The following is a 22,333-nucleotide window of genomic DNA, read 5'->3' on the forward strand; positions in this document are numbered from 1 at the left end:
CGCGGTCAGACCAGCGACGCACAGAAACGCTGGATTCGCGCGCAGGCCTCGATCAGGCTTTCCGTATCCGTCGCATAGGAAATGCGGAAATAGCCCGGCATCAGGAAGGCCGCGCCATGCACGGCGGCCACGCCCGTCTCCTCCAGCAATTCCGTGACGAAAACCTCGTCATTCTCGATCACCCTGCCGGACGGCGTCGCCCTGCCGATCAGACCGGCGATGGAAGGAAAGACGTAGAATGCCCCCTCGGGCCGCAGGCAACTCAGCCCGCGGGCCTGATTCATCATGCTCACAACGAGGTCGCGGCGCCCCTGATAGGTCCGCACCATCGTGCCGATCACCTCCTGCGGCCCCGTCACGGCCTCCAGCGCGGCGGCCTGCGCGATCGAACACGGATTCGACGTGCTCTGGCTCTGCAACTTGATCAGCGCATTGACGAGTTCGACCGGCGCCGCCGCCACGCCCACCCGCCAGCCCGTCATGGCATAGGCCTTGGACATGCCGTTCATCGTCACCGTGCGGGCACGCAGCCTCGGCTCCACCTGCACGACGGTCTTTGCGACGAAGCCGTCATAGACCAGCTTGGCGTAGATATCGTCGGTGAACACCCAGACCTGCGGAAATTCGAGCAGCACGTCGCAGAGCGCGCGCAACTCCGCCTCGGCATAGGCCGCGCCGGTCGGGTTGCAGGGCGAGTTGAGCATCAGCCATTTGGTGCGCGGCGTGATCGCGGCGCGCAGCGCGTCGGGCGTCAGCTTGAATCCGTCCGCCTCGCGCGTCGGCACCACGACGGGCGTTCCATCCGCAAGCGCCACGATATCCGGATAGGACACCCAGGCCGGAGCGGGGATGATGACCTCGTCTCCCGCCTCCAGCGTGGCGACCATCGTGTTGTAGATGACATGCTTGCCGCCGGTGGAGACGATGATCTCCTCCGGCCTGTAATCCAGCCCGAAATCGCGGTTCAGCCACTCGGCCACCGCGCGGCGCAGCGCGGGCGTGCCCGCCACGTCGGTATATTTCGTCTCGCCCGCCTCGATGGCGCGGATCGCCGCCGCCTTGATATTGCCGGGCGTATCGAAATCCGGCTCGCCCGCGGAGAGGCTGATGATATCCCGTCCCGCCGCCTTCAGCGCCCGCGCTTTCTGCGAAATGGCGATGGTCTGGCTGGGGGAGATCCGGTTGAGGCGCGCGGCGATGAGTGACATGAGAAAAGGAATCCGAACAGGCGCCCCGTTCGATCGGGGCCAGAGCGGCGCGACAGCGCGCCGTCTCCTTCCTTAATCCGGATCGACGGCGAAAAAAAACACCCGGACCCGATTTTTCGCGTTCATTTTCTTGCTGGACGCAAGAAAACGATACGAGCGCGTCCTCAGGCGGCCGCCCCCTTGCCGCGACGCAGGATCTGCCGCAGCAGCGTCAGAATACCGATCACCGCCAGCGCGTTCTGCACATGCGGACGCAGTTTCTTCGGCCCGAACGTCGCGAGCGCGGTCAGCCCGACCATGCCGGCCTTGCACAGCCCGGGCGTACAGAGCTTCGCCGCATAGGGGCAGCCGCATTTCGACGTGGTCGCCGCCTCGGTGGCTTCCGCAACCGGAGCCGGAATTGATGCCTTCTTCTTGCAGCCGAACATGGAAGTCTCCTTTGCCTTATAACGACGAAGCGCGGCATGCGGTTGCAGCCGCCATGCTCAGGCGGGCTGCCCGTCGCGCAGCAGAACCAGCTTGCGCCTCAGCGCCGCACCGCCTTGCAGATGCGGGTCAAGCGTCAACGCCTGATCAAGCGCCGCGACCGCCGCGCGGTAATCGTGCCGTTGCGCCTCGATATCGGCCAGCATCTGCCACGCGACCACATCCCCGGCGTCACCTTGCACCGCCACGCCGAGATCGGCAATCGCATCCTGGAAATCGCCCGCCGCCGCCCGGATGCGCGCGCGTTCCCGACGCAGGATCGGCTGGTCCGGTTGCAGGACGATGGCATCCGACGCCGCCTGCTCGGCGGCGCGGAAATCATGATGGGAGAGAGCCGATTCGGCCTGCGCCCCCAGAAGCCGCACCATGGCCTGCAAATGACTCTGCCGGAGATTTTCCGCTTGTGCCTCGAGCGAACGCGCCTCCGCCACGCCGGGCGCCTGCTTCAACTCCGCTTCCGCCTTCGCCAGCGGGTCCGGCTTGGGCACGGGCGACGGGGTGGGCTTTGTCGCTGGGGGCTTTGTCGACGGAGGCGCAACCGCGGGAGGCGCGGCCAGAAGTGGCCCAGACAGCGAAAAAGCCATGCAGACCCCCGCGATGCGGGCCGTCAGACATGGCTTTTTCACCGGCCCCCTCATGGGCATGACCCGCCCCTCAGCACTCACGGAGAGGCGGACGCGCCGTCTCAGCCCTGGCGGGCCTTCATGCGGGGGTTCTTCTTGTTGATGACATACACACGGCCATGACGGCGCACGACGCGGCAATCCTTGTCACGGATCTTCGCGGATTTCAGGCTGTTACGGATCTTCATGGTCTTCGCTTCCCGAGGCAGGCTGGATCGGCACACAGAATGACCGACGCCCGCGCGCCGGCCACCCCGACGGGCCTTACGCCCGCAAGAGGCCGTCCGGATACAGGCCCGGCGCGCGCCAGTCAATCTGAAAGTACGATCTCCCACGCCGGCTCCCACGCCGGGCCCGTTACCGAACATCGCGATTTCGTGGCATTCTTGGGAGTAGGCAATCCGCCGCCCAGCCGATAATCTGCGCGGCATGTCTGCCAAGCGCCTCATCCCGCCCCTCCTGCTCGCCAGCCTCGTCATTATCCAGCTCGCCCACGCCCCGGCCGCCCTTGCCCAGTCCGGCGACGATGGTGGAGGGGCGGGCGCGAACGCCCCGGCCAGAGTTCTGAAGCGCGTTCTCGCCGTGCTCCAGGTCGACCCGGCCGCCGCCAGCGACGCCTGCGTCAGCGCCCTGGAGGAACTGCACAAGACTCAGGGCATCGTCACCAACGACGAAAGTGACAGCAGCAATTCCGCCAAGCAGGAACTCGCGGTCGCGCGCGACGTGCTCGAATCCGATTATGACGACACGACCGAGATCTGCGGCGCCGATGCCCGCACGCTTTGCCGCACCAAAGGCAACACCCTGCCCAAGGCCGCGGCCCCATGCCAGGCACTGCTCCCGGCCGCGCCCTCGCCATAACCCCGTCTCCGGGCGAGGACGGAGCAGGTCGTGACGCACCTCCCCGCGATCAGCTCCGGCGGCGCGCCATCGCCCAGACCGCGAAGGCCTGAACCAGCGCGACCTCTTCCAGCCGCTTGAAACGTCCGGGCGAGCCGCCATGTCCGGCTTCCATGTTGATGCGGCACAGGAACGGACCGCCCGACGCCACGGCGCGCAGGCGGGCAATCCATTTCGCGGGCTCCCAATAGGTGACGCGCGGGTCCGACAGGCCGCCCATGGCCAGGATCGGCGGGTAGGGTCTCGCCGCCACGTTGTCATAGGGCGAATAGCTGGCGATCAGGTCGTACGCCGCCGCATCCTCCAGCGGATTGCCCCATTCCGGCCATTCCGGCGGGGTGAGCGGCAGGGTGACGTCGGACATGGTGTTGAGCATATCGACGAACGGCACCTGCGCCACGATCCCGGCGAAGAGGTCCGGCGCCATGTTCGCCACCGCCCCCATGAGCAACCCGCCCGCCGAGCCGCCATGGGCGACGATCCGCCCCGCCGCGCCATATCCGGTCTCGGCCAGATATCCGGCGCTGGCGATGAAATCGGTGAAACTGTTGACCTTCTTTGTCCCCCGCCCGTCCAGGAACCACTTCCATCCCTTCTCGGACCCGCCCCTGATATGGGCGATGGCATAGACCCATCCGCGGTCCACCAGGCTGAACACCGAGGTCGAGAACCCCGCATCCATGGGAATGCCATACGAGCCGTACCCGTAGAGCAGGAGCGGCGCGGCGCCGTCCAGCACCGTGCCGCGCCGCATCAGCACAGTGACCGGCACCGTTTCCCCGTCCGCCGCCGGCGCGAAAAGACGACGCACCTCGTAGGCCTGCGGATCGTGCCCGGACGGAACCTCCCGCACCTTCCGCAAGACCCGCTCGCCGCTGGCCATGTCGTAATCGTACCAATGCGCCGGAGTCGTCGGCGATTCATAGACGTAACGCAGGACGGGCGCGTCATATTCCAGCACGCCGAGCATGGTGAGGTCGTAGGCGGGCTCGTCCATGGCGATGACGGCCGACGCCGCCCGCACGTCCCCCTCCACGCCGCGCGGCACGAAACGGAGCACGATGTTGCCGTCCATCCGCTCCGCCCAGACGAGGAAATCGCGCCCGGCGCTGAGTTCGAGCAGGTAACGCCCCGCCATATGCGGAACGAAGGGCTGCCAGTGCTCCCGCCTCGTCGCGTCCTCCGGCGTCCACATGAGCTGGAAATCCACCGCCCCGCCCGTATTGGTCAGCACGATGAAGCGGTCATTCCAGTGGGCCAGGCTGTATTTCTCCCCACGCACCAGCGGCGCGGCCACGCGGGGAGGCGTATCCGGCGCATGGGCGGGAATCAGCAGCGTCTCGTTCGTGTCATGGTCCCCGCGCTCGATGACGATCCAGCGCCGCGACGTGCTGAGCGTGAGTTGCAGGAAGAACCCGGCATCGGGCTCATCGAACACCAGAACGTCTTCGCCGCCGAGGAGCGGCCGCCGATAGATGCGCGACGGACGGCCATGATCGTCGCGATAGATCCAGAAAAGCCAGCGCGAATCCGGCGAGACGACGAAACTCCCCGTCGTGCTCTCGACCGGCGGCGCGCAAAGCCGTCCCGACGCCAGATCCTTCACCTGAATGCGATAGACTTCCGAGCCCTGCACATCCTCGGCATAGACGTAATACCGATGATCCTCCGTATGCGCCGCGCCGCCCAGAGCGTAATAGGGATGCGCCTTCGCCTCCGCATCCACATCCAGCAGAATCTCCTCCGCGCCGCCCGTACGCGGCTTGCGGGCATGAACCGGATGCTGGGCGCCCTCGAAATAGCGCGCGTAATAGGCCCACGGACCGTCCGGCACCGGCACCGATTCCTCGGCGGGAGGAATGCGGGCGATCATCTCGCGGAGGAGCGTCTCGCGCAGAGGCTCGATCTCCTTCAGAACCGCGTCGGCATAGGCGTTCTCCGCCCGAAGATGAGCGGCGACGTCCTCGCGCAGAACGGACGGGTCACGCAGGACCTGCTGCCAGTTCTCGTCCTTCATCCAGCCATATTCGTCCACCCGGCTCCGGCCGAGCTGCGTGACGGTTTTCGGTTCACGACGGGGAGAAGGAGGCTGGAGCGCGCTCATATCGTCTGCTTTCGACTGAATGGCCTTCCTCTCTGCCCGAGAACGCCAGGGGGCTCAATCGCTCCCGCGCCAAAAAACGCGGCGGGACCTTACCCCTCCGGCAAACTCGCCACGAGATCCACCCCCTCCGCGCTGGTCAGGACCGCCGCCTTCTCCTGTCGGCTCAAAGCGTCGAGCGCCGCATTCAGGGACGGCGCCTCGCGCAGCTTCACCAGCCCGACCAGCAGATTGGCGTCGATCGCCGCCCCCCGTTCCCGCGGCTGCGGCAGCGCCGCCTTGTGGGCCCCCAGCAGAACCGGATCATGCCGCAATGCGTGAAAGGCTTCGTCGACTGACACGTCGGCGGCGTATTCGCGCTGGCTGCATGCCAGATCGTTCCTCTCGGCGATCCGGAGAATGGGGGGCGGGTCCGTCTCCTCGGCGATCGTCAGCAGGCCGATGGACCGCAGCCAGAGACCGACATCGCGGCTCGCCGTCATCGCGGCCAGCGGGATGGCCAGCGCCAGACCGATCAGCACGGGCGTCATCCAGAGGAACAGGGCCTCGGAGACGATCCACGCCGCCGCCGCCATCAACAGCCCGATCGCCGTATAGACCCAGTAGCCGCGCGCGACCTCCCGGAGATCGACGCCCCCGGCATCGCGATTTTGCGCGTTCCAGCCGGAATCCCGTCCGAGCAGGATGGAGATGACGCCGGATGTATGGATCAGCATGGCGATGGGCGCGATCAGACCGCCGATCACCGTTTCCAGCACGATCGACACCGCGAGCCGGATGACGCCGCCCGAGCCGCGCAGCGTCATCCGGTCGAAAAGCGTGGCGATGAAGGCCAGCGCCTTGGGCGCGAGCAGGATCGCCATGGTGCCGAAGAACACATATTTCGCCTGCACCGGGTCGACTTGCGGCCAGCGCGGATAAAGCGATTTGGTCGTGCCGAAATATTCGGGCCGGTAGAAATGCGATTGCAGCGAGATCGCGATGCCGCAGAGCAGGAAGAGCAGCCAGAGCGGCGAGGTGATATAGGAGCCGATGCCCATCAGCATATGCAGCCGGCTGACCCACGCCATCCCGCGTGTCGGCAGCACCTTGTAATGTTGCAGATTGCCCTGGCACCAGCGCCGGTCGCGAATGGCCACGTCGGTCAGCGAGGGCGGGCTCTCCTCATAGGAGCCGAACAGCCCGGGCACCATATGGATCGCCCAGCCGCCCCGCCGCATGAGCGCGGCCTCGACGAAATCGTGACTCAGAATATGGCCGCCGAACGGCTTGCGCCCGGGCAGATGCGGCAATCCGGCCTGCTCGGCGAAGGCGCGGGTGCGGATGACCGCATTATGCCCCCAGTAATTTCCCTCCGACCCGTGCCACCACGCGATGCCGTATGCGATCAGCGGCCCGTAGATGCGCCCGGCGAATTGCTGCATCCGGGCGAAAAGCGTGCTGCCGCCGACGATGACGGGCAGGGTCTGGATCAGCCCGACGCCCGGATTGCGCTCCATGGCGCCGACGATGCGGATGATGAGCGCGCCATCCATGATGCTGTCCGCGTCGAGCGTGAGCATGTTCTCATAGGCGCCGCCGAAACGGCGCACCCACTCGCCCAGATTGCCCGCCTTCCGGTCGATATTTTTCGCGCGCCGCCGATAGAAGACACGCCCCTGCCCCCGCACCGCGTCGCGGAACGCCAGCATGGCGCGCTCTTCCTGCACCCATACGTCCGGGTCGGTCGTATCGGAGAGCATGAAGAAATGAAACGCATCGAGCTGCCCCGTCGCCGCGAGGCTGTCATAGATCGACTTGAGGCCGACGAGCACCCGCTCCGGGTCTTCATTATAAGTCGGCATCAGGATGGCGGTCCTGCTCGACAGGACAGGCAGCGGCCCGTCGCGGGTGATGCCCAGCCCCAGCCCGCCACGCGTCAGGAGAGAGAGAAAACCGGCGAGGCAGGAGGCGAAAGAGAGCGAGATCCACGCGCCGAGGGTGACGAACAACCCCAGCACGACCACGCCAAGAGTCGAGACGCCCATGCTGTTCAGCACGAGATTCATCTCATACGCGCCGAAGATCGTCAGGCCGGCCGCCACGCCGAAGACGAAAAGCCGCCGCAGCCAGAGAAGCGGCGGGCGCGTGGCGAGGGAAGCCGCATGATCATGACGGTCCGGCGCATGGCGCAGATCCTGCACCGGCATCGCCAGCGGCGCTTCCGGCGGCAGAAATGCGAGGTCGGATGAAGCCATGGCGCTCATGGCGTCCAATGGTACATCCAGGTTTCGGAGATTGGTCCCTGATCATTGGCGAGCTGGCATTGCAGTTCGGACAGCTTCGCATCCCCGGGATAGAACTCGAACGTCGTGCGCCATCCCTTGATATAGGGATTGGGCTCGACCACGACATTCTTGATCTTCCCGGCGGAACAATGCGGGATCAGATGAAAATGGGCGTCCTGGGAGACGTTCTCGAACGGTTTGCCGTCGAAATCGATGACGAACATCCGCGCCTCCGCATGGTCCGTCACCCCGCCCACGCGCGTCGACGCCACGCGCGCCAGATCGGTCGGCCAGGGCGTGTCCCAGCCCCAGTACATGCGATAGGTGAAACCATATTCCTTGCCCGCCTCCAGCGGGTGGGCAGGCCGCCAGAACGAGACGATGTTGTCGTTCACCTCGTTGGGCGTCGGAATCTCGACGAGATCGACCGCACCATGCTGCCAGTCTCCGATCGGCTCGATCCAGAGCGACGGGCGCTTCTGGTAGTTCAGCGCCAGATCCTGGTAATCGCGGAAATCGCGCTTGCGCTGCATGAGGCCGAAGCCGCGCGGGCTGACGTCGCTGAAGGCGGAGAATTGCAGATCGACCGGATTGACCAGCGGACGATAGAGCTGCCCGCCCGACCCGGTCCAGAGCTGGAGCGCCTCGCTGTCATGCGCGGCCGGACGCCAGTCATCGACGCGGTAACGGTCATTCTCGTCGAAATAGAACATGCCGGTCAGCGTCGCCACGCCGGGCTGCTCGATCTTCGTGCGGGGGTAGAACGTCGCCTCGACATCGAAGGTGGTCGTGTCGCCGGGGCGGATCAGGAAGCGGAACGCGCCGGTGGTCGAGGGGCTGTCGAGCAGCGCATGGATGGTGACGGCCTGCACGCCCGGCGCCGGCTTCTCCAGCCAGAATTCCCGGAAAATCGCAAATTCCTCGCCTTTCGGATCGCCCGTCCCGTCCGCGAAACCACGCGCGGACAGACCGTAGAACTGTCCCTTCGCCACGGCGCGAAAATAGGAAGCGCCGAGAAACACGGAACACTCCTCCATGACACCCGGCGTATTGATCGGGCATCGCAGCCGCAATCCGGAGAATCCGAGATTATCCGTCACCCGCAGCATCGGATCGGCATAGGAAAACATGTCAGGATCGTAAGGAACGGGGGTGGAGTGGCCGTCCGTCACCTCGTTCATCAAGACCTGCGGCGCGTAGAGGAAACCACGCGGGAAGAATTCGACGTCAAAATACAGATGATCATTCGCCCAGAGCGCGCGCTCCGGCTTGAATGTGATGGCGCGAAACTGGTCGAAAGTCAGATTCTTGATGGCCGAGGGAAGATTTTGCGGCGGCGGCTTATAGGGCGTCCGGGACAGATCCCGGGCGACCTGCCGGACCGTCGTCTCGTCGAAAGGAGTGGGGTTCGGCGGGGAAGGCGCGTCCGCTGCCCGTGCGAGACCGGAGAGGCCGGTCCCCATGAGCGAAAGACCGGCACCTGCTCTGACAAACTCACGACGTTGCAAGGCAATCACTCCATGACGGGGGCAGCCCAGCCGGTCTGGCCCCGTTACGCTGAACGTTCATCGCATCCCCCTTAGAAGAATTCCGGAAGGGAGTAAATTTTCCGCTATCAGCGGCACGGATGCAGCTAAAGGCGGAAGGTGCGTGCCCTAACTCTTGTCGAGCGGGAGAGGCACCCACCGCATCCCGTCGGAATCCTGCACCAGCAGCAGGACGGAATGCCGCTTCGCGTCACGCGCCCGGTCGATCTCACGCGAGAGTGCCTCGGGCGAATCGACCTCGACCTGCTGCACCTCGGTGACGAGATTCCCCGCCTCCAGCCCGCGCTCGGCCGCCGGGCTGTCCGGCGCCACGGCGGTGACGAGCACGCCGCGCTGGGAATCGGTCAGATGGTATTTCTGCCGCGCCGCATCGTCGATCATCCCCAGCGTCAGACCGAGATCCGCCAGCTTGATCGTTTTCTTCGCCGTCTCGTCCTTCCTCGGCGCGGTCGGCGGCAGATCCGGCGCTTCTGGCGACGGTTTGAGCGTCACGTCCAGCGTCAGCGCGCTTCCCTTGCGCCAGATGCCGAACGCCGCCTTGGAGCCCGGCGGAATCGCGGCCACCAGACGCGGCAGGGACTTGCCGTCCACCGCCTCTCCGTTGAGCTTGTTGATGACGTCGCCGGGTTTGATCCCCGCCTCTTCCGCCGGACTTTTCGACTCGATTCCCGCCACCATCGCGCCCTTCAGCGACGGAAGGCCGAGACTCTCGGCGATGTCATGGGTCACGTCCTGCACCCGCACGCCCAGCCAGCCGCGCTGCACATGGCCCAGATTCCGGAGTTGCTCGATCACGCCTCGCGCGTCGTTGGAGGGGATCGAGAAGCCGATGCCGATGGACCCGCCGGACGGGCTGTAGATCGCCGTATTGATGCCGATGACCTCGCCCTTCAGGTTGAAGAGCGGGCCGCCGGAATTGCCGCGGTTGATCGGCGCGTCGGTCTGGATGAAATCGTCATAGGCGTCATGCTCGATGCTCCGCCCGCGCGAGGACACGATTCCCGCCGTCACCGTGCCGGACAGGCCGAACGGATTGCCGATCGCCAGCACCCAGTCGCCGACCCGCGCCGCGTCGGAATTGCCGAAGGCGACCGTCGGCAGCGGATGCGGCGCGTCGACCTTGATGACCGCCAGATCCGTCCGGCTGTCCCGCCCGACGATCCGCGCCTTCAGCACCGTGTCGTCCTGCAAGGTCACGGACACCTGATCGGCGTCCTTCACGACATGATTGTTGGTGACGATGTAGCCGTCAGGCGAAATGATGAAGCCCGATCCCAGGGCCTGCATCTTGCGCGGCGGCGCATCGGGACTCGGCTTGCGGTTCATGAAGTCGTGAAAGAACTTCTCCATCGGCGAACCGGGGGGAAATTCGGGAATCTGCGGCCCGTCGCCCGGCGACCCGTCCGGCCCGTCATCATCGTCGTCATCCCCGTCGCCCGGCTTGAGCGTCGCGGAAATCGAGACGTTCACGACCGCGGGCAGGAGCCGCGCCGCCAGATCGGCGAAACTCTCCGGCACCGGCCGGGACGCGGAGACGACCGGCGGCGCGGCGGCCGGCGTCTCACCCTCCGCGACGGCGGGCGAAGACACCAGGGGCGAAGACAACACGGTCGCGCCGCACAACGTGATCATGGAGAGACGGCGGGGCAGAGAATGTTGGGTCATGGGCGTACGTTAGACCAGTTCACTTCGTGCTGTCACACCCCCCTTTGTTCGTTGTGCGGCTCGGGATGCGGCTCGGCGCGCGCGATTTCGCGGCGGCTCCGACCGGCCATGAACGCCGCCTCGCGCCGGTGCCTTTCAAGCCAGAACGCCACGCCATAGACGCCCAGAAGCCCGACCAGATTCACGAGCACTTGCATCCCCAGCCCGTCCCCGAAGCTGTTCATCGCCAGCCGCGCGAAAAGATCCAACACCGTCCCGAGGCTGAAGACTTCCAGCGAATGACGCCCCAGCAGCGCCAGCGCCTGCCCGCCCCGCATCTCGGAAAACCGCCGTGCACGGGCGGATGATTGCACGAGCAGCAGAATCGCCATCGCCTCCATCCAGCGCGGCCAGACCAGCACCGACTTGTCGGCGCCCGGCACGGGGATGACCGCCAGGGAGGGCAGCCCCCACTCGTGATAGGGAAAGTGCTCGATGACACCGAAGAGCAGCCACGCCCAGCACAGTCCCTTCAGCCAGCGCGGCGTGGGCAGGTCGCCGCCATGCCGCGTGGCGATCCAGCTCGCCAGCATTCCCAGCACGAAAATGAACTGCCATCCCAGCGGATTGAAGTACCACCCGTCCGCATCCAGCCAGTTCGGGATGTTGATGGCGGGATTGAATTGCGGCACGAGCCAGATGGCGAAGCTGACGCCCAGAAGCAGCTTCGGCGATCCCATCCACAGCAGCACCATCAGCGGAATGCCGAGAAGCAGCACGATATAGAGCGGCAGGATATTGAGATTGCTCGGCAATGCCTGGAGCGTCAGCACCTGCCAGAACCAGAAGCTGCCATGCGCGAGTTCCGGCTCCAGGAAATCCACCGGCACGGGATCGTAATGCCGCCATTGCCGGATCGTATAGATCGACACGAACAGCATCAGCATCTGGAAAAGATAGAGCCGCCAGCAGCGTCGCAGAATCCGCTCGCCCACGACGATCCATCCCCCGTCCGGCGGGGGGCGCGGGATTCGCCGCGCATAGGCCAGCCAGGACGCATATCCCGCCAGCATCACGAAAATCTCGGCGGCATCCGCGAAACCGAAATTCCGCAGGGTCAGCCGGTTCAGCCAGTCCTGCGGCACATGGTCGCAGAGCATCATCAGGAGAGCGAGCCCCCGCAGGGCATCGACCCGATGATCCCGCTTTTTGCGCGGCTGTGCCGCTCCGGCATCCGTTTCAGCGATCCGTCGTTCCATCCGCCCCTTCCCGCGTCGCCGGATGTTCATACGCAGTTCGCCGCCCGTGATCCACTCCCTGCCCGAACCCCTCCCTCCTCCGGACCCGGCATGCTATGCTCGGCCAGCGTTCCGGGTTCGGAATCCGGACGATCCAGCAGGAAAGACCAGTCATGACCTCATCCGACACATCGGGGAACGATGCCGAATCCCGCCGGATTCTGGACACCCTTCGCCTGGTGAAGGATGACAGCGGCACGACGAACGTCCTCTCCTTCGCCGCGCTCGACAGCGTGGCGGTGCGTGACGGCCACGCCCATGTCTCGCTCTCCGTCTCGCGCGACGACGCGGGAAAGATCGAGCCCCTGCGCCCCAGGGCGGAAGCCGCCATCGCCCAGCTTCCGGGAATCGACCGCGCGACCATCGTGCTGACGGCCCATCGCGCGCCGGGCGCCCCCATGCCGGCGCCCGGCGGTCATCGTCCGTTCCGCCTCGACCAGCCCGCCAACAATCCCGGCACGCCCGAGACCCGGCCCGACGGCAAGCTCCTGCCGCAGGTGCAGGCCGTCATCGCCGTCGCCTCCGGCAAGGGCGGCGTCGGCAAATCCACCACGGCCGTCAATCTCGCCGCCGGTCTGGCCCGTCTCGGTTTGCGCACCGGCATGCTGGACGCGGATATCTACGGCCCGTCCCTGCCCCGGATGCTCGGACAATCCGCCAAGCCTTTCGTGGAGGACGGCAAGCTCATTCCGGTCGAGGCGTGGGGATTGCACGTCATGTCCATCGGCTTTCTGGTGGATGAAAATCAGGCCATGATCTGGCGCGGCCCGATGGTGATGGGTGCGCTGTCGCAGTTCCTCGGCGACGTGGCGTGGCCGGAGCTGGACGTGCTGGTGATCGACATGCCCCCCGGCACCGGGGACGCCCAGCTCACCCTCGCCCAGAAACTCTCGCTCCGCGGTGCGATCATCGTCTCCACGCCGCAGGACATCGCGCTACTCGACGCGCGGCGGGGTCTGGCCATGTTCGAGAAGATGAACGTCCCCGTTCTCGGCGTCGTCGAGAACATGTCCTATTTCTGCTGCCCGAACTGCAATCATCGCACGGAACTCTTCGGCCATGGCGGCGCACGCCGGCAGGCGGAGGAGTCGGGCGTGCCCTTCCTCGGTGAAATTCCGCTTCTGGCCGATATCCGCGCCAGCGGCGATGCCGGGGCGCCGATCATTCTTTCCGCGCCGGACAGCGAAGCCGCTGGCGCCTATACCGCCCTCGCCCGCGCCGTCGCCGACAGCCTGCGCCTGACGCCTCCCAAGACAAGCGGCTCATGAGGACGGGACACCCCGCCCGCGTCACGGCCTTGCTCGCCATGGTCGGCTGCGTCATCTGGCTGGCGGGCTGCGCGAGCCAGCCGCCGGTCAAGCATCACGGATACGCGGCCGACGGCTATGGCATTATCGACAACTCGCCGCATCTTCCGCCGCCCGATCATCTGATGAAGCCCCAACCAGCCTCACCGTAAACGGCGGCACACGCCGCGGCTTGGCAGCCGGAATACGGCGTCTCATCCGCCCGCTGTCGGGCATGTCGCGCGTTCGCATGGGCTCCGGGTGCTCGCGCGTCCCTCAACGCAATGGCCGGCAGAGACGCCAGGCCATGACCCCACACGGCAGACCCAGGCCGATCACGCCGGCGATATCCGCGACGGGGCCTTCGAGCACCAAAGCGAGAACCAGCCCGGAGAACGTCACGACGGACAGGAAGAGCGGCGCGCGCCATACGGTCATGGAAATACGCATCATGCCGCCTTTCCGCTCCATTCGGCCCGCGACTCCGCCGCCTGCGCGGGCTGACGCTTGCCGGCGAGCAGCAGATAGAGGCCGGAGCCGAGGACGACGATCGTCACCACATCGAGGATCGCCCAGAGCCCCTTGAGCAATACCCCGCCGTAATCGCCGAAATGCAGCGGACGGCAAAGCTCCAGCAGACGAAGATACCACGGCATTTTCGCCACGAACGCCACCTCGCCCTTTGCGGCGTCCACGAGAACCGGCGTCATGAAGCGCGAGCGGAGCTTCGACTTTCCTTGCGTCCAGACGACGTAATGATCCGGACTGCCGTTGATATGGGTGGGAAACGTTACGAAGCGCACCGTCATCGCGGGCAACGCGCCCTCGGTGACGCGGATGGCTCTCGACAGGGAGGCGGCGGGAATGACGGGCGCATCCGGCATGAACGGCTTCAGGACCGGCACGACGTCGCGCATTTCCCACAGACCGAAGAGCGGCGTGGCGAGCGTATTCATCACGCCCGTGAGCACTACGATCAGCACCCAGCAGACCGTGGCGACGCCGAGGAAATTATGGACGTCGAGCCACCGCACGCGGACCGATCTTCGCCAGCGGATCTCGCCGAAGCGCATCCGCCGCATGAAGGGCGCATAAAGCGCCACCCCCGAGACGATGGCAACGGCGAAAACCAGCCCCATCAGGCCGAGGAACAACTCGCCCGGCAATCCGGCCAGCATCTGCACATGCAGTTGCAGGATCGTATCCATCACCGCGTCGCCGGGCGGGGGGCCGTCGCGCAGCAGCTTTCCGGTATGTGCGCTGAAGGTCATTTCGTGCGTCGTGTCGAAAGCGTCATCCGCGCCGGGGGAGAGGCGGAGCGTGATCCTGGCGCGGTCGGGGTCAAACACCGCGAGACGTACCCGTTGCCCCGGCCATGCCTGCCGCGCGCGCGTGACCGTCTCGTCCACATGCGCGGTGACGTCCCGCATAGTGGACGGCCCGGATCTTAGAGGATCGAGATAGTCGTTGATTTCCTCGGAAAAGATGAGGGGGAGGCCCGTCAGGCACAGAAGGAGGAGAAAGAGGGTGCAGACGATGCTGCTCCATTTATGGAGCCAGCGCCAGCGCCGCAAAGCGTGGCTGGTCATGAAGGGCGTCCCCCGTGTCTCGGCGTTGAAGGCCCCATGTTGCTATTGCGAATCACTCTTACTGTCAATTAAGAACATGCCGCTGCTGCCCCAGCGCCCGACCGCTCCGGACATTGCCGCCCCGGGCAATTATGAGAGAGAATTCATGCGTTCCTGGACTTTCCCGCCATTCCGCCGCCTCGCCCTGGCGAGCGGCATCACCTGCGCTGCATTCTCATTGCACTCCCCGGTGGCCGCCGCCTCCGTGACCTCCGACATCGAAAAGACACGCACCGCCAGGGAGAAGGCGCAATCAGGAACCCAAGCGAACCGCAAGCCGCCACTCTCCGCCGAAGAGATCGCCGTGATCGGCCGTCGTCAGATCGTGGCCAGAGACGCCAGCACCGGAACGAAGACCGACACGCCCCTGATCGAAACGACGCAAACCGTATCAGTCGTCACCCGCGCGTTCATGGACGAGCGGATGGTCCAGACGATCAACGAGGCCCTGCGCTACACGCCCGGCGTCAACGCCGATACGTATGGCGCGGATTCCCGCTTCGACTGGCTGCGCATCCGCGGGTTCGACGCGACGACATACGGCATGTATCTCGACGGCATGCGCTTCACGCCGGGAACCACCGGACCGGTGCAGGAACAATACGGGCTTGAGCGCGTGGAGGTGCTCAACGGTCCGGCTTCCGTGCTTTACGGCCAGGCCGCGCCCGGCGGATTGGTGAACATGGTCAGCAAGACCCCCAAATCCACTCCGCATCAGGAGATTCAGTTCATGGCCGGATCGTTCGACCGCTATCAGGGCCAGTTCGATCTCACCGGCCCGGTTCCGGGAACCGGCGGAGCGGTGGACGGCCGGATCATCGGCCTCGCACGCGATTCGGACACGCAGGTCCGCGAGGTGAAGGACAACCGGATCTACGTGGCCCCGTCCTTTACCTGGCATATTTCCAGAAACGACGATTTCACCTTCCTGTCCTCCTACCTGCACACTCATACGGCAGGGTTGCAGTTCGTCCCCGCCAATGGCAGCGTACTTTACAATCCTTACGGAAAAATACCGACCGATCTGTTTACCGGCTCGCCGGATCTGAACCGATGGGACGTCAACCAGGCGACAGTCGGGTTTCTTTACGAACACCGTTTCAACAGCAACTGGCGCTTTCAGCAGAACTTCCGTTACATGCACCTGACTCTGGGCTGGCGTCAGGCCTACGGCACTGGCCTCTTGCCTGATTATATCCACCTCACCCGGCTCGCCTATGCGCAAGACGCCTCCGGCAACATCTATACCTCCGACAGCCGGATCGTCGGTCATATCCATCGCGGACCGGTGGAGCAGACGGTTCTTCTCGGTTTCGATTACCAGCGTGGCGATTCGTGGGAGAGCGCGGGATACGCCGCGGGCACGCTCCTCAACGTGTTTCATCCGGTCTATACGCCGCAGAGCAAAGTCCCCATGTTCCAGCACATCACGCAGACGATGGAGCAGAAAGGACTGTACTGGCAGGACCAGATGAAGCTTTTCCGCCGCGTGATCGTGACTCTGGGCGGACGGTACGACTGGACCGACACGCTGACCCACGCGATCATCCACTCGACGGCAGCCCATACCGGACAGAATAATGACGTGTTCACCTATCGGGGCGGGTTGGGATATCTCTTCCCCTTCGGCCTGATGACCTATGCCTCCTATTCACGCTCGTTCCAGCCGACGTCGGGAACGAATCTCTACGGTCAGCCCTTCAAGCCGACCTACGGCAAACAGGTGGAAATCGGCGTCAAATATCAGCCGACATCCTTTCGCAGCTTCATGACCGCGTCCCTCTTCGACCTGAAGCAGACCAATGTGAGCCAGGCGGACCCGGCCAACCCGCTCAATACGATCCAGACCGGTCAGATCCGCGTGAGAGGCTTTGAGACCTCCGTCAATGTCAGCCTCGCGGACGGCGTCGATGTCGTCTTCGCCTATACCTATCTGGACCCGGTGATCACGCATTCGACGATCGGACAGGTGGGCAAACGCCCGACACTGATTCCGCGCAACACGCTCTCCCTCTGGGGAGACTACCAGATGCCGACCACCTCTCTTCGCGCTCTACAGGGAATCGGCGTGGGCATGGGATTGCGCTATATCGGCAATATCGAAGCAAACAACTATGACACATTCGCAACCCCCTCCGTCACATTGTTCGATGCCGCGCTCCATTATGATTTCAACCTGAAATCGAAGTGGAGAATAGGAGTGAACATCAATAATATATTCAACAAGACCTATGTCGCCAGTTGCACCGGCAGCACGTCCTGCTATTACGGCCAGAAGCGTCAGGTTCTTGGAACGATCAGAACGACATTCTGACGGACGTCACATCTGCGGGAGACGCGAAATCCCGAGATTCGATCCGGGCCGAGCTTCCCTGCGACTGGACTGGCGGCCTCACCTCCCGTCTCTTTTTTCCGGGCCGTCCGGCCCCTCGGCCAGAACGGTATCTTCATGCCGGATGATCCGGCGCGCGAGCTTCAGGGACTCGTGGCCTCGCCGGGCTTTCGCGGCCGCCAGCGCCAGTGCCAGCAGGTTGCGCGCATGATTCGAGGTCGTTTCGGCAGCGAACGCCTCGATGAAATAGGCCGCCGATTCGAGGGCGCGCCCGCGCTCCTCCGGCGAGCCGATATAGGCCGTCTGCAAGGCGAAATAGATGCGGCGCGCCGGAGTCGTCGCCTCATGCGGTCCCATGATCTGCCGCCCGTAGAGAAACTCGACCTTGTTGGCGAATCGGATGCGCGCCTCGCTTGTGAACTGGATCGCCGCCCCGTTCACGATCAACCTGTCTCCCGCCCCGAAGCGGAGTTCCAACCCGGCCATGCCTGCCCCCTTTGCGTTTTCGCACGGGCGACGATAGCGGGCTTGCCCTAACGAACCGTTAACATCATCAGAATTCGGGCCAGGCCGCGTGCAGACATCCGCCATGCCGGATCGGCGCCACACGAATCGCGCGCCCCGTCGCATCGTCCGTCTGCACCAGCACGCCGCAAACCGTCGCCTCCCCTTCCGCCGGTTGCGGCCGTTCGCCAGGCATCTTGCGAAGGAAACGGGCGATGGACGCCTCCTTCCCCATCCCGATCACGCTGTCATAATCACCGCACATCCCGGCATCGGTCTGACAGGCGGTGCCGTTGCGCAGAATGCGGCAATCCGCTGTCGGCACATGGGTGTGCGTGCCGACCACCAGCGAGACATGCCCGTCCATCACATGGCCGAACGCCATCTTCTCGCTCGACGCCTCGCCGTGGAAATCGACGATGATCGCCTGCACCGTCAGGCCGAGCTTGTGCCGCGTCAGCACCTCCGAGACGGTGCGGAACGGATCGTCCAGCGGGTCCATGAACAACCGGCCCATCACGTTCACCACGAGCACGCGCCGCCCGTCCGCCAGCGTCACCAGCACGCTGCCCTTCCCCGGCGTGCCCCGCGGATAATTGATCGGACGGATGATCTGCGGCGTGCGCTCGATATGGCCGATCATGTCCCGCCGGTCCCACGCATGATTGCCGAGCGTGATGACATCCACCCCGGCGCGCAGCAGCTCATCCGCGATTCCCGGCGAAAGCCCATAGCCGTGCGAGGCGTTTTCCGCGTTGACGACGACGAAATCCAGAGCCAGCGTCCTGCGCCACTCCGGCAGGACCGCACACACCGCGTCCCGTCCGGCACGGCCAACGATATCTCCGAGAAAAAGCAGTCTCACGCCCGGTCAATCCTCCTTGTCACACCGCAAGATCATTTCCCGCTCCGTGACGACGCCGTCCAGTTTCCAGTCATGCTCGCCGACCGGAACTTCCGGAACTTCCTGCCAGGAAAAGGCATAGCCTATCGCGGGACAGCGAACGGATGACAAGGTGCGGTCATAATATCCGCCGCCGTAACCGAGGCGGTTCAAGTGCCGATCGAATGCCAAAAGCGGCACCAGCACAAGGTCGGGCACGCCGATTTCTCCTTCGGGATGGAGCGTCCCGAACCGCCCTTCCAGCATCCGGACATCCGGGCTCCAGTGCCGGAACAGGAGCGGTGCTGCACGCGGCGTGGTTTCGGGCAGAAGAACGGAATGCCCCCGCTCATGCAGATCCCGCCACAGCGCGCGCAAATCCGCCTCGCCGGGCAAGGGCCAGACACCGCCGATGCGCTTCGCCGGAAACGACTCCAGCGCGCGGGCGATCATCCCCGCCAGACGCGCCTCGTCTTCCGCCGCCGGAGGAGACTCCCGCCGTCTCTTCCGCATCCCGGCGCGCAGCCGCCGCTTCTCGTCGTCGAGGGAATGTGGGACCACCATGGCCGTTGGTCTTTCAGCCCTCCCGGACCTGCAAGTGCAGGTGGGCACCGGGTAACGTGACCACGGCCACGACAGAGCCAGCTCCCGAGGAAGTGCTTATCGGCCCAGGGGTTGAGTTGCCTGACGCACCGGGCAGTCCCACACTGCCTATCTTAGAAAGCCTCGAGCGCGGCTGCAATGCTTTCCGCACGTTCCGCCAGATCCAGCAACTGTGTTCTCTCGCCGTCGCGTTCGCGCACGATCTGTTCGGCGGCGGCGATCTTTTCCGTCGCGGAGCTGGGCAGCCTCGCTTCCGCCAGATCGTGAATCTCGTCGGCCATCAGCAGCGCCGCCAGCACCAGCATCCGCGCTTCCCCGCTGGGCGCGCCCAGCGCCCGCACCCGGTCGATGCGCCGCTCGACCTGCGCGGCCATGGCCATGAGATGACGTTCCTCGCCATCCTGACACCCGACCGTATAGCTGTATCCGTTCAGACGGATCGAAACCTGCGCCATCTTCCGCCTCCTTCAGCCGATCTCGAGCGCCGCGCGGATGCGGGCGCGCAACGCGTCGATATTGGCGGCGACCGTCTGGAGATCGGTCTCGGGCGACGGAACCGCGCGGCGGTCCAACGCCCAGGCGATTCGGTTCATCGCCTGTTCGAGCCGGGCCACCGCTCCGGCATCGGCTTCGCACGGCTCCTGATGCTCTCCGTCCAATCGAACGCTCCTCCGTGCTAATGGTCCCGGTCATGCAGGAAGCCCGGAACGAAACGTGACGTCAAGCAGGAACACCCCTCCGCCTCTCCCGGATCGTCTCGTGGCCATTGCCGGCCGCGCGGCACGTGACGCCGTGCTCGCGCTCGACTCCGCTCTTCCATTCGGACTCATTTCCGCCCCCGGCGCGGGAGCCGCGCTCGGTGGACCGTGGTGGCGCGGGCTGATGGCCCGGCTCGACCTGCCGCATGTGCTCGATTGCGGGGCCAACGCGGCGCTCGCCGCCTGGGCGATGCGGCAGGGGCAGGCTTATGTCGTGTTCGAAGGTCCGCCGGCACAGCGGGTCAGCCTGCTCGTTCTGGCGGAAACCTGCGGCTCGATTCTCCTGCTGCGGCGTCCGGACGCCTTCCTGCTGACGGATGAGCCCACCCCCTATCGGAGACGGCAGCTCGCGGACTATCTTGCCGCACCTCAGCCTTCCACGCCGAATTGAAATCATGTCCGATCCCGAGCTTTATTTCGTCCTGCCGCCCTCGTTCGATCCCGTTCGTCACATGAGCGTTCTGCGCGAGGCGCTGGAACTCGGCCGGCCGACGGCGCTTCGTCTCGCCGTGACGGAGGAGGCCGCCGCCCGCACGCAGGCGACCGCCCTCCAGCACGTGTTGCGCGCGCAGGACATCGCGCTGATTCTGACCAACCTCCCCGCTCTCGCCCGACAACTCGATTGCGACGGCGTGCAGCTCGACGCGACCTCGCCCCTGCTTGCCACTGCCCGGAAGGCTCTGGGCGAGGACCGTCAGCTCGGGATCGCCTGTCCGCCCACGCGGGACGCCGCCATGAGTGCGGGCGAGGCCGGCGCGGATTATATCGCCCTCCCGCCGGAAGGCGCGGATGTGGTGCGCTGGTGGGGCGAGATGATGGAACTTCCGACGGTCGCGGACCCGCTCTCCACCTCTGCCGAGGCGCGCGCCATGGCGGGTGCCGGGGTGGATTTCCTGACGCTCCGCATCGATTGTACCGCTCCGGATCAGATGCGCGCGCAAATCCGGGACTGGGCGGATCTCAGGCCGGGCCGTCCGGCGTCAGCACGCCCTGCGTGAAATAGAGCACGCCGTTCGACTGCGGCGCACCCGCCAGCCAGAGACGATTCGTCCGGCCGGAGGGGCCGACGAGCACGAACTGCTTCCCCGGCGCGTCCCACCGGACGGTGAGCGGCACGCCGTCCACCGTCTTCAGGCTGAGGGAGGAGCTGTGCGACCGCGCCATCTTCCGGGTTAGCGCCGCATTGTCCCAGCGACCCGGCACGATCGTATAGGCGAGAATCCGCCGAAGCTGGGCCTGCCCGACCGTGCCGCGCAGACCGTCCGACGCCTGATGCGACAATTTTTCGAGCGGCTGGTTGGGAATGGCGAAGACCGTATAGGGCCCGGCGCGTCGCAGCAGGCGCATCAACCCCGCCTGCTCCAGCGCATGGGCGTAGTCCGCCAGTTCGAGTGACGCGGCGATGTTCTCGCTCAGCGGGCGATCCGAATAGGAGGGAGTCGGCGGCTCTTCATAGGCGACGGGGGAAGAGACGATCCCCGCATTCGCCGCGGCGTTCAATTCCGCCTGGTCGGCCCGCCCGGCCATTGAGGGCATGATGACCGCCGCCGATGCCCCCCGCACGAAAAGCGGGTCCTGCCGCGCGGAACTCTCGCACCCCGCCAGCGCGAGCGCGACAGCCAGCGCACCCGCCACACCGCTGAAAAATCCCCCAGCGCGTCCACCACGTCGCATCATCATCCTTCCCCGCCGCAGGGACGGGAATCCGCCAGGACTCAGCAGCCATCCCCGCGCATCGTCCATCCGATAACACGGCTGTTCACGAGTTCAAACGTCGTCTGGCAGGTGGTGCTGTAGTAGCTCGCCGGGAAACCTCCGCCCCAGCCTCCCCAGCCGCCGCCCCAACCGCCGCCCCAGCCTCCCCAGCCGCCGCCCCAACCGCCCCAGCCGCCCCACGGGCCGCCGCCCCAGCCCCAGCCCCATCCGCCCATGCCAGGAGAATAGGAGGTCTCGTTCTGGATATAGGCGAGGAAATTGTGGCCGCTGGCCACATAGGCACGGCTCGGCACACCGAACTTGCGGATGACATCGACATCCGTCCGGCCGACCATCGAGTCGAGCACCTGCTTTTGCTGAAGCGTCGGCACGTCGCAGGCGGTCAACGCCAGAACGCTCAGGAGAGGAAGAAATCGCGCTCCGGTCATAATGACTTATATCTCCCAGAAGATCGGGTTCTTCCGCACTTTTCGTGATGGGTATCTTGTACTGAGGTTCCGGAACTGGGAAATCCAGAAAGTCGTTCACTTTCATGGATATTCCCCAGTG

General features: G+C 65.3%; 24 protein-coding genes and 1 other RNA gene. 6 read left to right on the forward strand and 19 right to left on the reverse strand.

The genetic code is table 11. The features are described 5' to 3' along the window. Nucleotides 1–5 precede the first annotated feature (5 nt). From EDC31_RS13225 to ykgO, 4 genes are all read right to left on the reverse strand, one after another. Nucleotides 6–1,208: a pyridoxal phosphate-dependent aminotransferase gene (locus EDC31_RS13225; protein WP_042056651.1), complete on the reverse strand. Its 1,203-nt coding sequence runs from the start codon at nucleotides 1,206–1,208 to the stop codon at nucleotides 6–8. Between the two features lie 164 nt (nucleotides 1,209–1,372). Further along, on the reverse strand, nucleotides 1,373–1,636 hold the full coding sequence (locus EDC31_RS13230; RefSeq protein ID WP_042056652.1) for a hypothetical protein: 264 nt from the start codon (nucleotides 1,634–1,636) through the stop codon (nucleotides 1,373–1,375). Between the two features lie 57 nt (nucleotides 1,637–1,693). Continuing rightward, entirely contained in the window at nucleotides 1,694–2,182 is a 489-nt protein-coding gene (locus EDC31_RS13235; protein ID WP_052511677.1) for a tetratricopeptide repeat protein, read from the reverse strand. 197 nt (nucleotides 2,183–2,379) lie between these two features. Next, a complete protein-coding gene (gene ykgO / locus EDC31_RS13240) occupies nucleotides 2,380–2,505 on the reverse strand; it encodes a type B 50S ribosomal protein L36 (RefSeq protein WP_042056655.1) in 126 nt (41 codons plus the stop codon). Nucleotides 2,506–2,746: 241 nt separating this feature from the next. Between ykgO and EDC31_RS13245 the strand changes: the two genes are divergently transcribed. Next, the gene (locus tag EDC31_RS13245) at nucleotides 2,747–3,178 is read left to right on the forward strand and encodes a hypothetical protein (protein WP_052511679.1); all 432 of its coding nucleotides are present in this window, start codon (nucleotides 2,747–2,749) and stop codon (nucleotides 3,176–3,178) included. A 49-nt stretch (nucleotides 3,179–3,227) separates the two neighbouring features. Here EDC31_RS13245 and EDC31_RS13250 read toward each other — a convergent pair whose 3' ends face one another. The 5 genes from EDC31_RS13250 to EDC31_RS13270 form a co-directional block, all read right to left on the reverse strand. After that, on the reverse strand, nucleotides 3,228–5,321 hold the full coding sequence (locus EDC31_RS13250) for a S9 family peptidase (RefSeq protein ID WP_042056657.1): 2,094 nt from the start codon (nucleotides 5,319–5,321) through the stop codon (nucleotides 3,228–3,230). An 89-nt stretch (nucleotides 5,322–5,410) separates the two neighbouring features. Further along, nucleotides 5,411–7,555 (reverse strand): glucans biosynthesis glucosyltransferase MdoH, encoded by a 2,145-nt coding sequence (gene mdoH / locus EDC31_RS13255; RefSeq protein ID WP_408735053.1) that lies wholly within the window; start codon nucleotides 7,553–7,555, stop codon nucleotides 5,411–5,413. A gap of 5 nt (nucleotides 7,556–7,560) precedes the next feature. Further along, the gene (locus EDC31_RS13260; protein ID WP_042056659.1) at nucleotides 7,561–9,048 is read right to left on the reverse strand and encodes a glucan biosynthesis protein; all 1,488 of its coding nucleotides are present in this window, start codon (nucleotides 9,046–9,048) and stop codon (nucleotides 7,561–7,563) included. Nucleotides 9,049–9,240: 192 nt separating this feature from the next. Continuing rightward, entirely contained in the window at nucleotides 9,241–10,797 is a 1,557-nt protein-coding gene (locus tag EDC31_RS13265) for a DegQ family serine endoprotease (RefSeq protein WP_052511681.1), read from the reverse strand. Between the two features lie 32 nt (nucleotides 10,798–10,829). After that, entirely contained in the window at nucleotides 10,830–12,035 is a 1,206-nt protein-coding gene (locus EDC31_RS13270; RefSeq protein ID WP_042056660.1) for an OpgC family protein, read from the reverse strand. Between the two features lie 152 nt (nucleotides 12,036–12,187). Here EDC31_RS13270 and EDC31_RS13275 point away from each other — a divergent pair, with 152 nt between their 5' ends. Both EDC31_RS13275 and EDC31_RS13280 read left to right on the forward strand, forming a co-directional pair. Beyond that, on the forward strand, nucleotides 12,188–13,342 hold the full coding sequence (locus EDC31_RS13275; protein ID WP_042056661.1) for an Mrp/NBP35 family ATP-binding protein: 1,155 nt from the start codon (nucleotides 12,188–12,190) through the stop codon (nucleotides 13,340–13,342). Next, on the forward strand, nucleotides 13,339–13,533 hold the full coding sequence (locus tag EDC31_RS13280) for a hypothetical protein (protein WP_042056662.1): 195 nt from the start codon (nucleotides 13,339–13,341) through the stop codon (nucleotides 13,531–13,533). Before EDC31_RS13275 ends, EDC31_RS13280 begins: the two co-directional genes overlap by 4 nt. Before the next feature lie 103 nt (nucleotides 13,534–13,636). Here the strand turns inward: EDC31_RS13280 and EDC31_RS17755 are convergent, their stop codons facing one another. Both EDC31_RS17755 and EDC31_RS13285 read right to left on the reverse strand, forming a co-directional pair. Beyond that, the gene (locus tag EDC31_RS17755) at nucleotides 13,637–13,813 is read right to left on the reverse strand and encodes a hypothetical protein (protein ID WP_158310300.1); all 177 of its coding nucleotides are present in this window, start codon (nucleotides 13,811–13,813) and stop codon (nucleotides 13,637–13,639) included. Next, nucleotides 13,810–14,949, reverse strand: coding sequence for a PepSY-associated TM helix domain-containing protein (locus EDC31_RS13285; protein WP_042056663.1), 1,140 nt, complete (start codon nucleotides 14,947–14,949; stop codon nucleotides 13,810–13,812). Before EDC31_RS13285 ends, EDC31_RS17755 begins: the two co-directional genes overlap by 4 nt. Before the next feature lie 145 nt (nucleotides 14,950–15,094). Here EDC31_RS13285 and EDC31_RS13290 point away from each other — a divergent pair, with 145 nt between their 5' ends. Beyond that, complete coding sequence (locus EDC31_RS13290; protein ID WP_158310301.1) at nucleotides 15,095–17,302, forward strand: TonB-dependent siderophore receptor; 2,208 nt, start codon at nucleotides 15,095–15,097, stop codon at nucleotides 17,300–17,302. A 78-nt stretch (nucleotides 17,303–17,380) separates the two neighbouring features. Here EDC31_RS13290 and EDC31_RS13295 read toward each other — a convergent pair whose 3' ends face one another. From EDC31_RS13295 to EDC31_RS13320, 6 genes are all read right to left on the reverse strand, one after another. Continuing rightward, nucleotides 17,381–17,806, reverse strand: a complete 426-nt coding sequence (locus EDC31_RS13295; RefSeq protein WP_042056665.1) for a flagellar biosynthesis repressor FlbT — start codon at nucleotides 17,804–17,806, stop codon at nucleotides 17,381–17,383. 67 nt (nucleotides 17,807–17,873) lie between these two features. Next, entirely contained in the window at nucleotides 17,874–18,689 is an 816-nt protein-coding gene (locus EDC31_RS13300; protein ID WP_042056666.1) for a TIGR00282 family metallophosphoesterase, read from the reverse strand. A 6-nt stretch (nucleotides 18,690–18,695) separates the two neighbouring features. Next, nucleotides 18,696–19,271: a 5-formyltetrahydrofolate cyclo-ligase gene (locus EDC31_RS13305; protein WP_042056667.1), complete on the reverse strand. Its 576-nt coding sequence runs from the start codon at nucleotides 19,269–19,271 to the stop codon at nucleotides 18,696–18,698. Then, a non-coding RNA gene (gene ssrS, locus EDC31_RS13310) (6S RNA) lies at nucleotides 19,258–19,413 on the reverse strand. The genes EDC31_RS13305 and ssrS overlap by 14 nt, the downstream gene beginning before the upstream one ends. Nucleotides 19,414–19,423: 10 nt before the next feature. Further along, nucleotides 19,424–19,765: a cell division protein ZapA gene (locus EDC31_RS13315; protein WP_042056668.1), complete on the reverse strand. Its 342-nt coding sequence runs from the start codon at nucleotides 19,763–19,765 to the stop codon at nucleotides 19,424–19,426. 12 nt (nucleotides 19,766–19,777) lie between these two features. Further along, a complete protein-coding gene (locus tag EDC31_RS13320; RefSeq protein WP_042056670.1) occupies nucleotides 19,778–19,969 on the reverse strand; it encodes a hypothetical protein in 192 nt (63 codons plus the stop codon). A gap of 100 nt (nucleotides 19,970–20,069) precedes the next feature. Here EDC31_RS13320 and EDC31_RS13325 point away from each other — a divergent pair, with 100 nt between their 5' ends. Next, complete coding sequence (locus EDC31_RS13325) at nucleotides 20,070–20,459, forward strand: hypothetical protein (protein WP_052511685.1); 390 nt, start codon at nucleotides 20,070–20,072, stop codon at nucleotides 20,457–20,459. Between the two features lie 4 nt (nucleotides 20,460–20,463). Continuing rightward, the gene (locus EDC31_RS13330) at nucleotides 20,464–21,066 is read left to right on the forward strand and encodes a thiamine phosphate synthase (RefSeq protein WP_052511687.1); all 603 of its coding nucleotides are present in this window, start codon (nucleotides 20,464–20,466) and stop codon (nucleotides 21,064–21,066) included. On the opposite strand, the gene EDC31_RS13335 is transcribed toward EDC31_RS13330, so the two are convergent. Both EDC31_RS13335 and EDC31_RS13340 read right to left on the reverse strand, forming a co-directional pair. Beyond that, nucleotides 21,029–21,748 (reverse strand): fasciclin domain-containing protein, encoded by a 720-nt coding sequence (locus EDC31_RS13335; protein WP_158310302.1) that lies wholly within the window; start codon nucleotides 21,746–21,748, stop codon nucleotides 21,029–21,031. The two genes, EDC31_RS13330 and EDC31_RS13335, sit on opposite strands and share 38 nt — an antisense overlap. A 35-nt stretch (nucleotides 21,749–21,783) precedes the next feature. Then, nucleotides 21,784–22,212, reverse strand: coding sequence for a hypothetical protein (locus tag EDC31_RS13340; RefSeq protein ID WP_132127094.1), 429 nt, complete (start codon nucleotides 22,210–22,212; stop codon nucleotides 21,784–21,786). Nucleotides 22,213–22,333: the final 121 nt, after the last annotated feature.

Origin of the sequence: Acidomonas methanolica (assembly GCF_004346035.1) — a bacterium.
Taxonomy (GTDB): Bacteria; Pseudomonadota; Alphaproteobacteria; order Acetobacterales; family Acetobacteraceae; genus Acidomonas; species Acidomonas methanolica.

Bases quoted from the DNA above. Each gene is read 5' to 3' on its own strand.
- EDC31_RS13225 (WP_042056651.1), bottom strand. From the start codon at position 1,208: ATGTCACTCATCGCCGCGCGCCTCAACCGGATCTCCCCCAGCCAGACC.
- EDC31_RS13230 (WP_042056652.1), bottom strand. From the start codon at position 1,636: ATGTTCGGCTGCAAGAAGAAGGCATCAATTCCGGCTCCGGTTGCGGAA.
- ykgO (WP_042056655.1), bottom strand. From the start codon at position 2,505: ATGAAGATCCGTAACAGCCTGAAATCCGCGAAGATCCGTGACAAGGAT.
- EDC31_RS13245 (WP_052511679.1), top strand. From the start codon at position 2,747: ATGTCTGCCAAGCGCCTCATCCCGCCCCTCCTGCTCGCCAGCCTCGTC.
- EDC31_RS13250 (WP_042056657.1), bottom strand. From the start codon at position 5,321: ATGAGCGCGCTCCAGCCTCCTTCTCCCCGTCGTGAACCGAAAACCGTC.
- mdoH (WP_408735053.1), bottom strand. From the start codon at position 7,555: ATGGCTTCATCCGACCTCGCATTTCTGCCGCCGGAAGCGCCGCTGGCG.
- EDC31_RS13260 (WP_042056659.1), bottom strand. From the start codon at position 9,048: ATGGGGACCGGCCTCTCCGGTCTCGCACGGGCAGCGGACGCGCCTTCC.
- EDC31_RS13265 (WP_052511681.1), bottom strand. From the start codon at position 10,797: ATGACCCAACATTCTCTGCCCCGCCGTCTCTCCATGATCACGTTGTGC.
- EDC31_RS13270 (WP_042056660.1), bottom strand. From the start codon at position 12,035: ATGGAACGACGGATCGCTGAAACGGATGCCGGAGCGGCACAGCCGCGC.
- EDC31_RS13275 (WP_042056661.1), top strand. From the start codon at position 12,188: ATGACCTCATCCGACACATCGGGGAACGATGCCGAATCCCGCCGGATT.
- EDC31_RS13280 (WP_042056662.1), top strand. From the start codon at position 13,339: ATGAGGACGGGACACCCCGCCCGCGTCACGGCCTTGCTCGCCATGGTC.
- EDC31_RS17755 (WP_158310300.1), bottom strand. From the start codon at position 13,813: ATGATGCGTATTTCCATGACCGTATGGCGCGCGCCGCTCTTCCTGTCC.
- EDC31_RS13285 (WP_042056663.1), bottom strand. From the start codon at position 14,949: ATGACCAGCCACGCTTTGCGGCGCTGGCGCTGGCTCCATAAATGGAGC.
- EDC31_RS13290 (WP_158310301.1), top strand. From the start codon at position 15,095: ATGCGTTCCTGGACTTTCCCGCCATTCCGCCGCCTCGCCCTGGCGAGC.
- EDC31_RS13295 (WP_042056665.1), bottom strand. From the start codon at position 17,806: ATGGCCGGGTTGGAACTCCGCTTCGGGGCGGGAGACAGGTTGATCGTG.
- EDC31_RS13305 (WP_042056667.1), bottom strand. From the start codon at position 19,271: ATGGTGGTCCCACATTCCCTCGACGACGAGAAGCGGCGGCTGCGCGCC.
- EDC31_RS13315 (WP_042056668.1), bottom strand. From the start codon at position 19,765: ATGGCGCAGGTTTCGATCCGTCTGAACGGATACAGCTATACGGTCGGG.
- EDC31_RS13330 (WP_052511687.1), top strand. From the start codon at position 20,464: ATGTCCGATCCCGAGCTTTATTTCGTCCTGCCGCCCTCGTTCGATCCC.
- EDC31_RS13335 (WP_158310302.1), bottom strand. From the start codon at position 21,748: ATGATGATGCGACGTGGTGGACGCGCTGGGGGATTTTTCAGCGGTGTG.
- EDC31_RS13340 (WP_132127094.1), bottom strand. From the start codon at position 22,212: ATGACCGGAGCGCGATTTCTTCCTCTCCTGAGCGTTCTGGCGTTGACC.